Here is a 14,571-nt window from a genome sequence, read left to right as displayed (position 1 = left end):
GGTGCGGTCAGGACAGGACCCTGGCCGCCCCCGGGTACTCGCGCAGCCGCGCCGCCAGGGCCACCCAGACCGCGTCGACCGCACGCGGGTCGCCGTGCCGGTGGGCGACCACCTCCTCGAGCCAGGCCCGTTCGCCGCTCACGACACCGGGGTCCTCGACCAGCAGCGCGCCCACCACGCAGTCGACGACGTGCGGCACGAAGGTCGAGAGCACCGTGGTCCAGTCGTCCGGCGACCCGTCGTGGTTGCCCAGGGCGGCGGTGACCGTCGGCGCGGCCAGGACGTCGCGGACGACCTCGTCGGCGATCGCGCTGATGCTGCGGGCCTCCTGGGCGGCGGCGCCCCGCAGCGGCGCGGCCGCGGGCACGTGGTGGGGGAGCGTACCGATCATCCGGAGCACGTCGGCCGGCGTCGCGGCGCACGCCGTCGCGCCGAGCCGCTGCGCCCGCACCGGGTCGCCCCCGAACGCACGCCCGCCGACGACGACCGGCGTGCCGGTGCCGCGGACCGCCTCGACCTGGCGACGGACCCGGGGGAGCGAGGAGGCGACCGAGGCGCTGAGCAGCACCAGTCGCGGGCCGGTGTCGAGGATCCGGGCGACCACCTGGTCCCGCGACGCGCTCGCCCCGACGAACTCGGCGCGGAGCCCGGCCGCCCGCAGGGTGTGGGTGACCACCAGCGCAGGCAGGGCGTGCCACTCGCGCTCCGCGCAGGCGACGAGGACCCGCGGTCCGCCGGGCTCGGCGGCCAGCGGCGCGAGCCGGGCGACGACCGCCTCGCTGACCGCGGTCGCGGCGTGCTCCTGGGCGACGGTGAACCCGTTGGCCTCCCACAGGTCACCGACCCGCGCCTGGCTCCCGGCGACCAGGCCGTCCAGGACCGTGGGCAGCGGGACTCCCCGCGCGAGGCAGTCGGTGGCGACGGCGTACGCCGCCTGCTCGTCGCCGTCGAGCACGGCGGCCCAGTAGGCGTCCTGGTCGGGCAGGCCGACGCCGGCGACGTCGGTGACGCTCATCGGGGCCCCGACCCGGGTCGGTGCTGGACGGCGACCAGGGCGATGTCGTCGTGGGCGCGGTCACCGAGGTGGTCGGTGACCGCGATCGCGATCGCCTCGACGACGGTGCGGGCCGGGAGCCCCGCCATCCCGGTGAGCGCCTTCCGCAGCCGCTGCTCGCCGAACATCTCGTCCGCGCCCCGGGCCTCGGTGACCCCGTCGGTGTGCATCAGCAGGGTGTCGCCGGGGGCGAGGCGGACCGTCGTCTCGTCGTACGCGCTGTCCTGGAGGAGGCCGATCGCGATGCCGGAGGCGCTCACCTCCTCGACGGCGCCGTCGGCGCGGAGCAGGAGCGCCGGAGGGTGCCCGGCGTTGGCGAGGTCGACCTCGAAGACGTCTCCGGCGCGGTGCAGCCGCATGCAGGTCGCGGTGGCCAGGCCCTCGTCCTCCGGTGCGGCCTCGTCGACGACGACCCGGTTCACCAGCCCGAGGATCCACGAGGGCCGGCGGTCGACGAGGGCGGCGGTGCGGGCGGCGTTGCTGATGCGCTTGGCGTGCACCGCCGCCTCGACGCCCTTGCCGGCGACGTCGCCGCACAGCACCAGGACGTCCTCGTCGAGCACGTGCACGCCGAGGAAGTCGCCGCCGACGTCCTCGGACTCGTGGGCGACGCGGTAGAAGCTCGCGAGGTCCAGGTCCTCCACGTCGGGCAGCTCGGCCGGCGCGAGCGAGCGGCGCAGCACCCCGGCGACGTACCGGCTCTCGGCGACGACGAGCGTCGCGTCCAGCCCGACGGCGACGCGCTCGGCGAGGTCCTCGAGGAAGGAGTGCGAGCCGCCGAAGCCGAACCCCTGGCCGCGGCCGAGCACCAGGACGCCGAAGGTGCGCCCGCGGGCGGTCAGCGGCAGCGCCACGACCTGCTCGACGCCGAGCTCGTCGACCGCGAGCAACGACTCCTCGTCGGCGACCAGCGAGCGCAGCACCCGGCCCCGGGCCGCGCCGTCGGCCGGCAGCGCCACCTCCTCCGTCACCGCCCGGGTCAGGACCTGCTCGAGCGCGGACGGCGACCCGTCGACCACCCAGCGGGTGGTGTCGCTGCGGAGGCTGCTGCCCTGGGTGCCGACCCCGGTCAGCTGCCACGGGCCGGTGCGGACGACGACCTGGGCGAGGTCGACGAGGTCCTCGAGCAGCAGCGACACCAGGGCCTCGAGCGCGCGCTGCGGGTTCTGGACGGCCGAGACGGTGCGCGAGGCCCGCAGCAGGAACTCGGCGCGGCTCACCGCCTGGGCCAGCCGGGCGCGCGGCTCAGCCGCTCGGGAGTCGGCCAGCAGACGTGCGTGCCGCTCCCGCACCGAGATCGACACCGAGGCCCGCCTCTCACTGGGGTGCGCCGAGTCTAGAGGGGGCCGGGTCCCGCCCGGACTCCCCCGAAAGGAGGTGGCGGCCGCCGGCTCCTAGGATTGCCCTCATGCCCGAGATATCCCGTGCCGAGGTCGCGCACCTGGCGACCCTCGCCCGGATCGACCTGTCCGACGCCGAGCTGGAGCACCTGGCCCCGCAGCTGAGCGTGATCCTGGAGTCGGTCGCCTCCATCACCGGCGTGGCCGGTGAGGACGTGCCACCCACCTCGCACGCCCTGCCGCTGACGAACGTCTTCCGCGAGGACGTCGTCACGCCGTGCCTCACGCCGGAGCAGGCGCTGTCGGGCGCGCCCGCCGTCGAGGAGCAGCGCTTCTCGGTGCCGCGGATCCTGGGGGACGAGCAGTGACCGCCGACCGACCCACGGCCACCGCCGCCGAGATCGCGGACGCGCTCGCCGCCGGCGAGACCACGTCCGTCGAGGTGACCCGGGCGCACCTCGACCGGATCGCCGCCGTCGACGACGCCGTCCACGCCTTCCTGCACGTGGACGCCGAGGGCGCGCTCGCCCAGGCGGCCGCCTCGGACGCCCGCCGCGCGGCGGGCACCCCGGCGTCGTACCTCGACGGCGTGCCGATCGCGGTCAAGGACGTGCTGGCCACCGAGGGCCTGCCGACCACCTGCGGCTCGCGGATCCTCGAGGGCTGGGTGCCGCCGTACGACGCGACGGTCGTGCGCCGGCTCCGGGCGGCTGGGCTGCCGATCCTCGGCAAGACCAACATGGACGAGTTCGCGATGGGCTCGTCGACCGAGCACTCGGCCTACGGCCCCACCCACAACCCGTGGGACCTCGACCGGATCCCGGGCGGCTCCGGTGGTGGCTCCGCCGCCGCGGTCGCCGCCTTCGAGGCGCCGCTCGCGATCGGCACCGACACCGGCGGCTCGATCCGCCAGCCCGGCGCGGTGACCGGCACGGTCGGCGTGAAGCCGACGTACGGCGGGGTGTCCCGCTACGGCCTCGTCGCGCTCGCCAACTCCCTCGACCAGGCCGGCCCGGTGACCCGCACGGTCCTCGACGCGGCGCTGCTCCACGAGGTGATCGGCGGCCACGACCCGCTCGACTCCACCTCGATCGACCAGCCGCTCCCGGCGCTGGTCGACGCGGCCCGCCAGGGTGCGACCGGCGACCTGACCGGCCTCAAGGTCGGCGTCGTGACCGAGATGGCGGGCGACGGGTGGCAGCCGGGCGTGATGGCCCGGTTCCAGGAGTCGGTCGACCTGCTGGTCAAGGCCGGCGCCGAGGTCGTCGAGGTGTCCTGCCCGACCTTCGTGCACGCCCTCGCGACGTACTACCTGATCCTCCCGGCGGAGGCCTCGAGCAACCTCGCCAAGTTCGACGCGATGCGCTACGGGCTGCGGGTGTGGCCCGAGGGCCGGCCGGACGCCAGCGCGGAGGACGTCATGCGCGCCACCCGCGACGCCGGCTTCGGCGACGAGGTCAAGCGCCGCATCATCCTCGGCACCTACGCGCTGTCGAGCGGCTACTACGACGCCTACTACGGCCAGGCGCAGAAGGTGCGCACGCTGATCTCGCGCGACTTCGACGCGGCGTTCGCGCAGGCCGACGTCCTGGTCTCGCCCACCGCTCCGACCACGGCCTTCAAGCTCGGCGAGAAGCTCGACGACCCGATCGCGATGTACCTCAACGACCTCGCGACCATCCCGGCGAACCTCGCCGGCGTGCCGGGCATCTCGGTGCCCAGCGGCCTCGCCGACGAGGACGGGCTGCCGGCCGGCATCCAGGTGCTGGCCCCGGCGCTGGCCGACGACCGCCTCTACCGGGTCGGAGCGGCCCTCGAGGCCGCGCTCCTGGCCCAGTGGGGCGCCCCGCTGCTCTCGAAGGCCCCGTCCCTGGAAGGACCGCGCGCATGAGCGAGACCCTGGTGGCGTTCGAGGACGTCCTCGCGTCGTACGACCCGGCGATGGGCCTGGAGGTCCACGTCGAGCTCAACACCGCGTCCAAGATGTTCTGCGGCTGCCCGACCGAGTTCGGCGCGGACCCCAACACCCAGGTCTGCCCGACCTGCCTGGGGCTGCCCGGCGCGATGCCGGTCGTCAACGGCAAGGCCGTGGAGTCGGCGATCCGGATCGGGCTGGCGCTCAACTGCCAGATCGCGGAGTGGTGCCGGTTCGCGCGGAAGAACTACTTCTACCCGGACATGCCGAAGAACTTCCAGACCTCGCAGTACGACGAGCCGATCTGCTTCGAGGGCTACATGGACGTCGAGGTCGACGGGGAGACCTTCCGGGTCGAGATCGAGCGGGCCCACATGGAGGAGGACACCGGCAAGTCGCTGCACGTGGGCGGCGCCACCGGCCGGATCCACGGCGCCGACCACTCGCTGGTCGACTACAACCGGGCCGGCATCCCGCTGATCGAGATCGTCACGAAGCCCATCCTCGGGGCCGGGGCGCGGGCACCGGAGGTGGCGCGGGCCTACGTCGCCCAGCTGCGCGACCTGATCGTGGCGCTCGGGGTCTCCGACGCGCGCATGGACCAGGGCTCGATCCGCGCCGACGTGAACCTGTCGCTCTCGCCGAAGGGCAGCGGGGTGCTCGGCACCCGCACCGAGACCAAGAACGTCAACTCGCTGCGCTCCGTGGAGCGCGCGGTCCGCTACGAGATGTCGCGGCACGCCGCGGTGCTCGACAGCGGCCGGACGATCCTCCAGGAGACCCGGCACTGGCACGAGGACACCGGGGTCACCACGAGCGGCCGCGAGAAGTCCGACGCCGAGGACTACCGCTACTTCCCCGAGCCCGACCTGGTCCCGGTCGCGCCGAGCCGCGAGTGGGTCGAGGAGCTGCGCGGCACCCTGCCGGAGAACCCGACCGCCCGGCGGGCCCGGCTCCAGGCGGAGTGGGGCTTCTCCGACCTGGAGATGCGCGACACCGTCGGCGCCGGTGCGCTGAACGCCATCGAGGAGACCATCGCGCTCGGCACCGCCCCGCAGGCCGCCCGCAAGTGGTGGCTCGGCGAGCTCGCCCGGCGCGCGAACGAGCAGGGCGTCGAGGTGACCGCGCTGCCCGTCGGCCCGGCCGAGATCGCCCGGGTGCAGGTGCTCGTCGACGAGGGGACGCTCAACGACAAGCTCGCGCGGCAGGTCTTCGACGGCCTGTTCGCCGGCGAGGGCACCCCCGACGAGATCGTCGCGGCCCGCGGCCTCGCCATCGTCTCCGACGACGGCGCGCTGTCGTCGGCCGTCGACGACGCGATCGCCGCCAACCCCGACGTCGCGGACAAGATCCGGGACGGCAAGGTCGCCGCAGCCGGTGCGCTGATCGGTGCGGTGATGAAGCAGATGAAGGGCCAGGCCGACGCCGGCCGGGTCCGCGAGCTGATCCTCGAGAAGCTGCAGTAGCCGCGCCGACCAGGTCGTGGCCGGGGCGGGTTATGCTGCGCCGGCACAACTCAATCTCGTTCACGCCCGCAGTGGGGGAAGCCGGTCAGAGTCCGGCGCTGTCCCGCAACCGTAGGCACCCGGCGACCGCCGGGTGCGAGCCGGAACGCCTGCTGCGGAGCGTCCCGAATTCGCGCTGTCGTGGAAAGCAGCTGCGGGAAGGAACTCCATGCGACCGAGCTCGCGCCGTACCGCCTCCCTCCTGGCGGTCCCCACCCTCCTCATCGCCGGCCTGGTCGTCAGCGGCGGACCTGCGTCCGCCGCACCGGCCGCCGCACCCGACCCGGCACCCCGAGCGGCGGGCGCCGACTGGCTGGAGCACCAGCTGACCGACGGGCTGGTCCACAACGACCAGTTCGACATCGACGACTACGGCCTCAGCATCGACGTCGGCCTCGCGCTGGACGCCGTCGGCGGTCACGACGACACCGTCCAGGCGGTCGGCGACGCGGTCGCCGCCCACCTCGGCGACTACATCACCGGCGACGCGTTCGGGGACACCGGCAGCCACTACGCCGGGGCGGCGGCCAAGGCGCTCTGGTACGCCGAGGTCACCGGCGCGGACCCGCACTCCTACGGCGGTGTCGATCTCCAGCAGACGGTCGAGGACCTCGTCGCCACCGACGCCCCGCTCACCGGCCGGATCCAGGACGTCAGCCAGTACGGCGACAGCGCCAACGTCGTCGGCCAGGTGTTCGCCGCCGAGGCGCTGACGGCCCTCGGCTCCGACCGCGCCGCGGACGTGCGCTCCTTCCTGCTCCAGCAGCAGTGCAGCGACGGCTACTTCCGGCTGCGGTTCACCAAGAACACCGCCCGGGAGGACCAGTCCTGCGACGGCGGGTCCGCGACCGCGAGCGCGCCGGACACCGACGTCACCGCGACCTTCGTGCTCGCGATGCACCCCTTCGACGCCGACCCCGCGGTCGCCTCGGCCGTCGACGAGGCGGTCGCGTGGCTGTCCGACCAGCAGCGGCCCAACGGGTCGTTCGGCGGCGGGCCGACCACCGAGGCGCCGAACGCCAACAGCACCGGCCTCGCCGGCTGGGCGCTCGCCGAGACCGGGGACACCGCGGGTGCCGCCGACGCCGCCGCCTGGGTCCGGGCGCACCAGGCCGCGAACGTCGGCGACTGCACGGCGTTCCGCGCGGCCGACCTCGGCGCGGTCGCCTACGACAACGCGGCCCGCGCCGCCCTGGTGGACAGCCGGATCGAGCCGGCCACCCAGGACCAGTTCCGGCGCTCGACCGCCCAGGCCGTCCCCGTGCTCGCCTGGGCCGAGGAGGCCGGGGAGACCCACCTCCTCGCCAGCCCCGAGTACGTGAAGGCGGGTGGCCGGGCCACCGTCGGCGTGATCGGGGCCGCCCCCGGCGAGGCCCTGTGCGCGCGCCGGCTCCCCTCCGGCGCCACCGGCGTCGGCTGGGCCGACGAGGACGGCGAGGGCCAGCTGGCCGTGGCGCTCCCGGACCGGTCCGGCACCTACCGGGTCCGGGCCTGGGACGCCACCGGCGACATCGGCACGGTGCAGGTGAACGCGCTGGCCGCGACCGACCTGCGGATCGGCCTGAAGCGCAAGCGCATCGCCCCCGGCCGCACCCAGGTGCTGACCGTCCGCGGCCTCGCCCCCGCCGAGGTGGCGACCGTCTCGATCACCTGGCCCGAGCGCGGCTCCAGCGCCTCGGGTGACGGCGTGGCCGGACAGGCCGACGACGACGGCGTCCTCCGGGTCACCGTCAAGGTCCCGCGCCGCCCGGGAACCGCGAAGGTCGAGGCGACCGGCGCGTTCCGCAACCGCGCCGGCGCCACCTCGTTCCGCGTCACCCGCTGACATGACGGCCATCGGACCCCTCGTCCGGCTCGTCGCCGCGGCCGCACTGGCCGCGGCGGCGTACGCCGTCGTGCCGGCCGCCCCCGCGGCGGCCGCGTCCTGCGGGACCGACCACGGCGTCACCGTCGTCGTCGACTTCCACGCCCTCGGGGGCGGCGTGCAGACCGCCTGCGTCGCCGACGGCGGCGGCGACTCCGCCTCCTCGCTGCTGCCGGCCGCCGGTTTCCCCCTGACCTACGTGCAGCGGCAGCCCGGTTTCGTGTGCCGGGTCAAGGGCCTCCCGGACGACGACCCGTGCGTGAACACCCCGCCGGCCGACGCCTACTGGGGGCTCTTCTGGTCCGACGGTGAGTCGGGCAGCTGGAGCTACGCCACGACGAGCGCCGCGAGCCTGCACGTGCCCGACGGCGGCTACGTGGCGTTCTCCTGGCAGGGCAGCGACGACCGGAGCGCCCCCGGCTACCGGCCGTCCCCGCACCCCAGCGCGACCCCCGATCCGGAGCCGAGCCAGGAGCCCACCCACGCTCCGACGCACGACCCGTCGCACGACCCGTCTACGGCACCGTCCTCGGCCCCGTCGGGCGCGACGTCCGCGTCGAGCCCGACCGGGTCGGCGAGCGCCGACGGCGAGCGAGGCGACGGGGACGGCGGCGGGGCAGGTCGTGACGAGAAGGGCGAGGACCCGACGGACGAGCCGGAGGACACGGGGTCCGCCTCACCCACCCCGGACGAGACGGAGCCCGGCACGCCGACCTCGTCACCATCGGTCGCTGCGGCGTCCGCCGAGCCGGCCGACCCGGACGGCGGCCTGCCCGGCTGGGTCGCGCCCGCCGTCGTCGCGGTCCTGTTCGGTGCGGCCGGTGCGGTCGCGGTCGTCCGACGCCGGCGGGGTCCTGCGTGAGCAACGACCGGCTGCCGCGCGACCTGCACCCCGTCGCCTGGTGGATCTGGGCGCTGGGGCTGGCCGTCGCGGCGTCGCTCACGACCAACCCGTTCGTGCTGCTCATGCTCGTCGGGGTGGCCGCGCTGGTCGTCTCGCTGCGGCGCTCGGACCAGCCGTGGGGCCGGTCGTTCCGGCTCTACGTCTGGCTCGGGGTGGCCATCGTCGGTGTCCGGGTGGCCTTCTGGGTCCTGTTCGGCGGCTGGACCGGCGGCCGGGTGCTGCTCGACCTGCCGACCGTGCCGCTGCCGGACTGGGTCGCCGGGGTCACCCTGCTCGGGCCGCTCTACGCCGAGGCGCTGCTCTTCGCCCTGTACGACGGGCTGCGGCTCGCGACGATCGTCATCTGCGTCGGCGCCGCGAACTCGCTGGCCAACCCCAAGCGGCTGCTCCGCTCGGTGCCGCCCGCTCTCTACGAGGTCGGCACCGCGCTCGTGGTGGCCGTGACCGTGCTCCCGCAGTTCGCCGACAGCGCCCGCCGGGTCCGGGCCGCCCAGGCGCTGCGCGCCGGCGAGACCGGCCGCGTGCGCCGGCTGCGCCGGTTCCTGGTGCCGGTGCTCGAGGACGCGCTCGAGCGCTCGCTGGCGCTGGCCGCCGGCATGGACGCCCGCGGCTACGGCCGGGCCGGCGCGGCGACACCGGTGCAGCGGCGTACGACCGGGGCCCTGATGCTGGCCGGCCTTGGCGGCATCTGCGTCGGCACCTACGCCGTCCTCGACACGACCGCCCCCCGCGTGCTGGCGCTGCCGATGCTCGCGCTCGGCGTGGCTGCGGCCGTCGCGGGCCTGTTCAGCTCGGGCCGCCGGGTCGACCGGACCCGCTACCGCCCCGACCCCTGGCGCTGGCCCGAGCTCGCGGTCGTCGCCTCCGGCGTGGCCGTCGGCACGCTGGGCTGGTGGCTCTCCGGCCACGAGCCGACCGTCGCCTACCCGGCGCTCGACGCGCTGCCGCCGGTGAGCGGCGCCGGCCTGCTGCTCGCGGGCCTGGCGCTGCTCGGCCCCCTGTGCTCGCCGCCGCCCCGCCTCGCCATGGAGGTGACGGCGTGATCGAGCTGCGCGGCATCGGCTTCCGCTACGACGACGGGTCCGCCCCGGTCCTCGCCGGCGTCGACCTCGCGATCGAGGAGGGCGAGCTGGTGCTCGTCTCCGGGCCGACCGGCGTGGGGAAGTCGACGCTGCTCGGGGTCGTCACCGGCCTGGTGCCGCGGTTCAGCGGCGGCGTGCTCGAGGGCGACGTCCTGCTCGACGGCGTGAGCATCGTGCGGACGCCGCCGCGCGACCGCGCCCACGTCATCGGGTACGTCGGCCAGGACCCGGCCGCCGGCTTCGTCACCGACACGGTGGAGGAGGAGCTGGCCTACGGCATGGAGCAGCTCGGGCTGCCGCCGGACACCATGCGCCGCCGGGTCGAGGAGACCCTCGACCTGCTCGGCATCGCCGACCTCCGGGCCCGTGACCTGCGCACGCTCTCCGGAGGCCAGCAGCAGCGGGTCGCGATCGGCGCGGTGCTCACCATGCACCCGCGGCTGCTCGTGCTCGACGAGCCGACCTCGGCGCTCGACCCGACCGCGGCCGAGGAGGTGCTCGCGACGCTGACCCGGCTCGTGCACGACCTCGGTGTCTCGGTGCTGCTCGCCGAGCACCGGCTGGAGCGGGTCGTGCCGTTCGCGGACCGGATGTGCCTGATGACCGGCGCCGGTCGGGTGCACGTGGGCGAGCCCGGCGAGCTGCTCGTCGACTCACCCGTCGTACCCCCGATCGTCGAGCTCGGCCGGCTCGCCGGGTGGCACCCGCTGCCGCTGAGCGTCCGCGACGCCCGCCGCCGCGCCCGCGGGCTCGCCGACCGGCTCCGTCCCCCCGCCGAGCCGGTGCTGGTCCCGGCCGGACCGCCGGCGGTCGAGGTGCGCGGCCTGTCGGTCGCGCACGGGCGGGCGGTCGCCCTCCGCCAGGTCGACCTGGCGCTCGGCTCCAGCCGGGTCACCGCCCTGATGGGGCGCAACGGTGCGGGCAAGTCCTCGCTGCTGTGGGCCCTCCAGGGCAGCGGGCGGCGCTCGGGCGGGTCCGTGACGGCGAGCGGGTCGGACCCGGCGGCGCTCAGCCCGGCGCAGCGTCGCGACCTGGTCGGCCTGGTCCCGCAGAACGCCGCCGACCTGCTCTACCTCGAGACCGTCGAGGAGGAGTGCATCGCCGCCGACGGCGGCTCCGGCGTGTGCCGGTCGCTGCTGGACCGGCTGACGCCGGGCATCCCCGACGACCACCACCCCCGCGACCTGTCCGAGGGCCAGCGGCTGGCGCTGGCGCTCGCGCTGGTGCTCGCGTCGCGACCGCGCGTGCTGCTGCTCGACGAGCCGACCCGGGGGCTCGACTACGCCGCCAAGCGGGTGCTGGCCGGGGTGCTGCGCGGTCTCGCGGCCGAGGGCCACGCGGTGCTGGTGGCGACCCACGACGTGGAGTTCGTCGCGCAGGCCGCCGACGACGTGGTGGTGCTCGCCGACGGCGACGTCGTCTCGTCGGGGCCGGTGCGCCGCGTGGTGGCCGAGTCGCCGTCCTTCGCCCCCCAGGTCACCAAGGTGCTCGGCCCGCCGTGGCTGCGCGTCGACGAGGTGGCCGCGGAGCTCGCCCGGCTGGACGCGTCGTGACCGCCGCGGTCCGGATCTCCCCACGGTCGGTCGTGGTGCTGGTCGTGGCGTCGGTCGCCGGGCTGGCGATGCTCTGCTGGCCGCTGCTGCTGCGCGTGCACGGCACCACCCGGGTCGACCCGCCGTTCCTGTTCCTCGCCCTGCTGCCGGTGGTGCTCGCGGTGGTGCTCGCCGAGCTCAACGAGGGCGGCCTGGACGCACGGGTGCTCGCGGTCCTCGGGGTGCTGAGCGCCGCGAACGCCATCCTGCGCGGCATCTCGCCGGGGACCGGCGGCATCGAGCTGACCTTCTTCCTGCTGATCCTCGCGGGACGCGTGTTCGGGCCGGGCTTCGGCTTCGTGCTCGGCTGCACGTCGCTGTTCGCCTCCGCGCTGATGACCGCGGGCGTCGGCCCGTGGCTGCCCTACCAGATGCTCTGCGCCGCCTGGGTCGGGATGGGCGCCGGGCTGCTGCCGCGCCGGTTCACCGGCCGCTCCGAGCTCGCGCTGCTGGCGGCGTACGGCGTCGCGTCGGCCTACCTCTACGGCATCTTCATGAACCTGTCCGGCTGGCCGTTCATCGCCGGCATCGTGGTCCAGGGCCACGAGGGGTCCCTGGCCTACGTCGCGGGGGCGCCGGTGCTGGACAACCTGCACACGTTCCTCGTCTACACGCTGCTCACGTCCACCGGGAGCTGGGACACCGCGCGGGCGGTCACCAACGCCGTCGCGATCGTGGTGCTCGGGCCGGCGATTCTGACGACGCTGCGGCGCGCGGCCCGGCGCGCCACCGTGACCGGCACGGTCGGGACGTCGGTGCCGGCTGCGCCCGCCGAGCCGCCTGAGCACGCCGAGCCCGCCGGGACCGTCACGGGTCGATGAGCAGGATCCGGTCGTCCCCGGACCGGGGGTCGCCGCGGCCGTCGCGGTTGCTGGTCGTGACCCACAGCCGGCCCTCGGGCGTGACGACGACGGTGCGCATCCGGCCGTACTCGCCGACGAAGTAGTCGACCGGGTGCACGGCCCGGTCGCCGTGCACGTCGACGCGCCACAGCCGCTCGCCCCGGAGCGAGGCCATCCAGAGGTGGCCGTCGAGGTAGGCCAGGCCGGACGGCGAGTTGTCGTCGGTCGCCCAGACGACCTGCGGGTTGGTCAGGCGGCCGCCGTCGGTGTCGCCGCGGCCCTCGACCATCGGCCAGCCGTAGTCGCGGCCCTTCTCGATCAGGTTGAGCTCGTCGTAGGTGTCCTGGCCGAACTCGGAGGCCCACAGCCGGTCGGCGTCGTCGAAGGCGAGGCCCTGGACGTTGCGGTGGCCGTAGGTCCAGATCTGCGAGCCCGGGAACGGGTTGCCCGGGGCCGGCTCGCCGTCGGTGGTCATCCGCAGGACCTTGCCGGCGAGCGTGCCCTTGTCCTGGGCGAGCTCGGGCTGGCCGGTCTCGCCGGTGGAGGCGTAGAGGTAGCCGTCCGGACCGAACGCGAGCCGGCCGCCGTCGTGGATGAACCCGTTGGGGATGCCGTCGAGGATGACGGTGGTGGGGCCGAGCCGGTCGTCGTCCAAGCGGGCCTTGACGATCCGGTTGTCGGAGGCGGTGCTCACGTAGAAGTAGAGGAGGTGGTCGCGCTCGAAGTCGGGGGAGACGGCGACGCCGAGCAGCCCGGCCTCGCCGCCCTGGTCACCCAGGGGCACGGCCGCGCTGATCGTGCCGACCTGGCGGACGTCGTACGACGGCGCGCGGAGGAGCAGTACCCGGCGGGTGTCGCGCTCGGTGACGACCGCGTCGCCGTCCGGGAGGAACCCGATGCCCCACGGCGCCGCGAGGTCGGTGGCGATGGTGCCGACGACCTTCGGCGGCGTCGTGTCGGCGCTCGGGCTCTCCTCGGTGGGCTCGGCCGTGGGGGTCGGGCTGGTCGGCGCACTGCTCGCCGGGGACGACTGCGGGCTCGCGGTGACGGTGTCGTCCGGCGCGGACTCCGGGTCGTCGCTGCTGCACGAGGCCGTCGTGGCCGCCAGCAGGACGGCGGTGACCAGGGCGGCGCGGCGTCGCATCACCCCACCCTACGGACGAACTCCACGAGCCGGCGGTGCACCTCGTCGGGGTGCTCCATCTGGAGGAAGTGGGTGCCCCGGAGCTCGGTGTAGGTCGCGTCGGCCATCCGGGACGCGGCCGTCGCCATCGCGCGGGGCCCGGCGAGCAGGTCCCAGGTGCCGGCGACGAAGACGGCAGGCGCCGCGATCCGGCTGAGCCGGATGCGGGGGTGGTAGGAGGTGTGGATCGCGACGTGGAAGTACCACTCGACCGGGGTCTGCAGGAACGCCGCCACCGCCTTCCGGGCCATCTCGGGGTCGGCCACCGGCAGCATGAAGCCGCTGTGGCTGAGGACGTCGATCGCGCGGCGGCCGACGGGCAGCCGGCTGGTCACCGGGGTCACCAGGTGGCCGACCCGCTCCAGCACCCGGGCGGCGCCCACGGCGATCGCGCGCGTCGGGGCGGGCGGCAGGCGCAGCGGTCCGAGCATGGTGGCGAAGGTGTCGCCGGGGACCCCGGCGACCGCGAACAGCCCGGCCACCCGCTCGGGGTGGTCGACGGCGATCTCGAAGGCGGTGTTGACGCCCATCGACCAGCCGACCAGCACCGCCTTGTCGATGCCGAAGTGGTCCATCACCGAGACGCCGTCCTCGGCGAACTGCTCGATGCCCACCCGCTCGGGGTCGACCGGCCGGTCGGAGCCGCCGGTGCCGCGGTGGTTCCACGAGACGACCCGGACGTCGCAGTCGGGGGCGAGGAAGGCCGGCCAGGCCCAGGCGCTGGTGCCGAGCCCGTTGCACAGCACGACCGTGGGCCCGTCGATCACGCCGTCCGGGTCGTTGGTCCACGCGCGCAGGCGGGTGCCGTCGTCGGAGAGCACCTCGTGGAAGGCGAGGCGGGGAGCGGCCGTCGTGGGGGCGGGCGAGGCGGGCATGACCACGATTGTGCCTGGCGGCACCCGCCGTTGCGGGGAGGTGTGGCTGAGCCCACCGGACGGCCAGGGAGAGGCAGGTCCCGCCCGGTGGGCTCAGCCGTGCGCAGCCTGAGCTGCTGCCTCCGGGGCCGGAGCCCTGCCGAGGGCGGCGAGGAACTCCTCGACCTCGTCGAGCTCCGCACGTCGTTGTGCGAGAGCGGTGGAGGCGACCATGGCGTTGCGGCGCGAGCGCTGCTGCGACTCGACCGGCCAACGGCGTACCGCGCCGATCGGGCGGCGAAGGAGGTGGGTGACGACCATCGGGGGCTCCCCAGGGCGCAGGTTCCGAGAGTGGGTGTGCGTCCCAACCTAGGAGCCGGGCGCTTCCCCCCGGTCAACGTCGTGTGACGGTTGCGTGAACTCGGGCGCGACCCGG

The 14,571-nt window shown here is 75.1% G+C and carries 13 protein-coding genes and 1 riboswitch; of the genes, 8 read left to right on the top strand and 5 right to left on the bottom strand.

Features of this window, described 5'->3' with window-relative positions:
* Window positions 1-7: 7 nt before the first annotated feature.
* Window positions 8-1,015 (bottom strand): B12-binding domain-containing protein, encoded by a 1,008-nt coding sequence (locus ACILQ5_RS08315; RefSeq protein ID WP_395657518.1) that lies wholly within the window; start codon window positions 1,013-1,015, stop codon window positions 8-10.
* Window positions 1,012-2,358 (bottom strand): PP2C family protein-serine/threonine phosphatase, encoded by a 1,347-nt coding sequence (locus tag ACILQ5_RS08310; RefSeq protein WP_395657517.1) that lies wholly within the window; start codon window positions 2,356-2,358, stop codon window positions 1,012-1,014. The genes ACILQ5_RS08315 and ACILQ5_RS08310 overlap by 4 nt, the downstream gene beginning before the upstream one ends.
* Before the next feature lie 104 nt (window positions 2,359-2,462).
* On the opposite strand from ACILQ5_RS08310, the gene gatC reads away from it, so the two are divergent.
* The 8 genes from gatC to ACILQ5_RS08270 all read left to right on the top strand — a co-directional run bounded on the left by gatC (window position 2,463) and on the right by ACILQ5_RS08270 (window position 12,077).
* Window positions 2,463-2,762, top strand: a complete 300-nt coding sequence (gene gatC, locus ACILQ5_RS08305) for an Asp-tRNA(Asn)/Glu-tRNA(Gln) amidotransferase subunit GatC (protein WP_395657516.1) — start codon at window positions 2,463-2,465, stop codon at window positions 2,760-2,762.
* On the top strand, window positions 2,759-4,285 hold the full coding sequence (gatA, locus tag ACILQ5_RS08300) for an Asp-tRNA(Asn)/Glu-tRNA(Gln) amidotransferase subunit GatA (RefSeq protein WP_395657515.1): 1,527 nt from the start codon (window positions 2,759-2,761) through the stop codon (window positions 4,283-4,285). Before gatC ends, gatA begins: the two co-directional genes overlap by 4 nt.
* Window positions 4,282-5,775 carry an Asp-tRNA(Asn)/Glu-tRNA(Gln) amidotransferase subunit GatB gene (gene gatB / locus ACILQ5_RS08295; protein ID WP_395657514.1) on the top strand — a complete coding sequence of 498 codons (1,494 nt, stop codon included), beginning with the start codon at window positions 4,282-4,284 and terminating at the stop codon, window positions 5,773-5,775. The genes gatA and gatB overlap by 4 nt, the downstream gene beginning before the upstream one ends.
* A 52-nt stretch (window positions 5,776-5,827) precedes the next feature.
* Window positions 5,828-5,947, top strand: a riboswitch (cobalamin riboswitch).
* Between the two features lie 36 nt (window positions 5,948-5,983).
* On the top strand, window positions 5,984-7,639 hold the full coding sequence (locus ACILQ5_RS08290; protein ID WP_395657513.1) for a hypothetical protein: 1,656 nt from the start codon (window positions 5,984-5,986) through the stop codon (window positions 7,637-7,639).
* Window position 7,640: 1 nt separating this feature from the next.
* Window positions 7,641-8,540 (top strand): hypothetical protein, encoded by a 900-nt coding sequence (locus ACILQ5_RS08285; RefSeq protein WP_395657512.1) that lies wholly within the window; start codon window positions 7,641-7,643, stop codon window positions 8,538-8,540.
* Window positions 8,537-9,625 (top strand): energy-coupling factor transporter transmembrane component T, encoded by a 1,089-nt coding sequence (locus ACILQ5_RS08280; protein ID WP_395657511.1) that lies wholly within the window; start codon window positions 8,537-8,539, stop codon window positions 9,623-9,625. Before ACILQ5_RS08285 ends, ACILQ5_RS08280 begins: the two co-directional genes overlap by 4 nt.
* The gene (locus ACILQ5_RS08275) at window positions 9,622-11,217 is read left to right on the top strand and encodes an ABC transporter ATP-binding protein (protein ID WP_395657510.1); all 1,596 of its coding nucleotides are present in this window, start codon (window positions 9,622-9,624) and stop codon (window positions 11,215-11,217) included. The genes ACILQ5_RS08280 and ACILQ5_RS08275 overlap by 4 nt, the downstream gene beginning before the upstream one ends.
* Complete coding sequence (locus ACILQ5_RS08270) at window positions 11,214-12,077, top strand: ECF transporter S component (RefSeq protein WP_395657509.1); 864 nt, start codon at window positions 11,214-11,216, stop codon at window positions 12,075-12,077. Before ACILQ5_RS08275 ends, ACILQ5_RS08270 begins: the two co-directional genes overlap by 4 nt.
* On the opposite strand, the gene ACILQ5_RS08265 is transcribed toward ACILQ5_RS08270, so the two are convergent.
* The 3 genes from ACILQ5_RS08265 to ACILQ5_RS08255 all read right to left on the bottom strand — a co-directional run bounded on the left by ACILQ5_RS08265 (window position 12,064) and on the right by ACILQ5_RS08255 (window position 14,456).
* The gene (locus ACILQ5_RS08265; protein WP_395657508.1) at window positions 12,064-13,242 is read right to left on the bottom strand and encodes a PQQ-dependent sugar dehydrogenase; all 1,179 of its coding nucleotides are present in this window, start codon (window positions 13,240-13,242) and stop codon (window positions 12,064-12,066) included. The genes ACILQ5_RS08270 and ACILQ5_RS08265 overlap by 14 nt on opposite strands.
* Window positions 13,242-14,156 carry an alpha/beta fold hydrolase gene (locus ACILQ5_RS08260; RefSeq protein ID WP_395657507.1) on the bottom strand — a complete coding sequence of 305 codons (915 nt, stop codon included), beginning with the start codon at window positions 14,154-14,156 and terminating at the stop codon, window positions 13,242-13,244. Before ACILQ5_RS08260 ends, ACILQ5_RS08265 begins: the two co-directional genes overlap by 1 nt.
* Window positions 14,157-14,249: 93 nt before the next feature.
* Window positions 14,250-14,456: a hypothetical protein gene (locus tag ACILQ5_RS08255; RefSeq protein ID WP_395657506.1), complete on the bottom strand. Its 207-nt coding sequence runs from the start codon at window positions 14,454-14,456 to the stop codon at window positions 14,250-14,252.
* Window positions 14,457-14,571 lie beyond the last annotated feature (115 nt).

The organism is Nocardioides sp. (genome assembly GCF_044226305.1).
Classification (GTDB): domain Bacteria; phylum Actinomycetota; class Actinomycetes; order Propionibacteriales; family Nocardioidaceae; genus Nocardioides.
The sequence above is the reverse complement of the archived record's forward strand: the minus strand, read 5'-3'. Positions and strand labels throughout refer to the sequence as shown.

Coding starts and splice junctions, on each gene's coding strand:
- ACILQ5_RS08315 (WP_395657518.1), bottom strand. CDS start 1,015: ATGAGCGTCACCGACGTCGCCGGCGTCGGCCTGCCCGACCAGGACGCC.
- gatC (WP_395657516.1), top strand. CDS start 2,463: ATGCCCGAGATATCCCGTGCCGAGGTCGCGCACCTGGCGACCCTCGCC.
- gatB (WP_395657514.1), top strand. CDS start 4,282: ATGAGCGAGACCCTGGTGGCGTTCGAGGACGTCCTCGCGTCGTACGAC.
- ACILQ5_RS08290 (WP_395657513.1), top strand. CDS start 5,984: ATGCGACCGAGCTCGCGCCGTACCGCCTCCCTCCTGGCGGTCCCCACC.
- ACILQ5_RS08285 (WP_395657512.1), top strand. CDS start 7,641: ATGACGGCCATCGGACCCCTCGTCCGGCTCGTCGCCGCGGCCGCACTG.
- ACILQ5_RS08265 (WP_395657508.1), bottom strand. CDS start 13,242: ATGCGACGCCGCGCCGCCCTGGTCACCGCCGTCCTGCTGGCGGCCACG.
- ACILQ5_RS08260 (WP_395657507.1), bottom strand. CDS start 14,156: ATGCCCGCCTCGCCCGCCCCCACGACGGCCGCTCCCCGCCTCGCCTTC.
- ACILQ5_RS08255 (WP_395657506.1), bottom strand. CDS start 14,456: ATGGTCGTCACCCACCTCCTTCGCCGCCCGATCGGCGCGGTACGCCGT.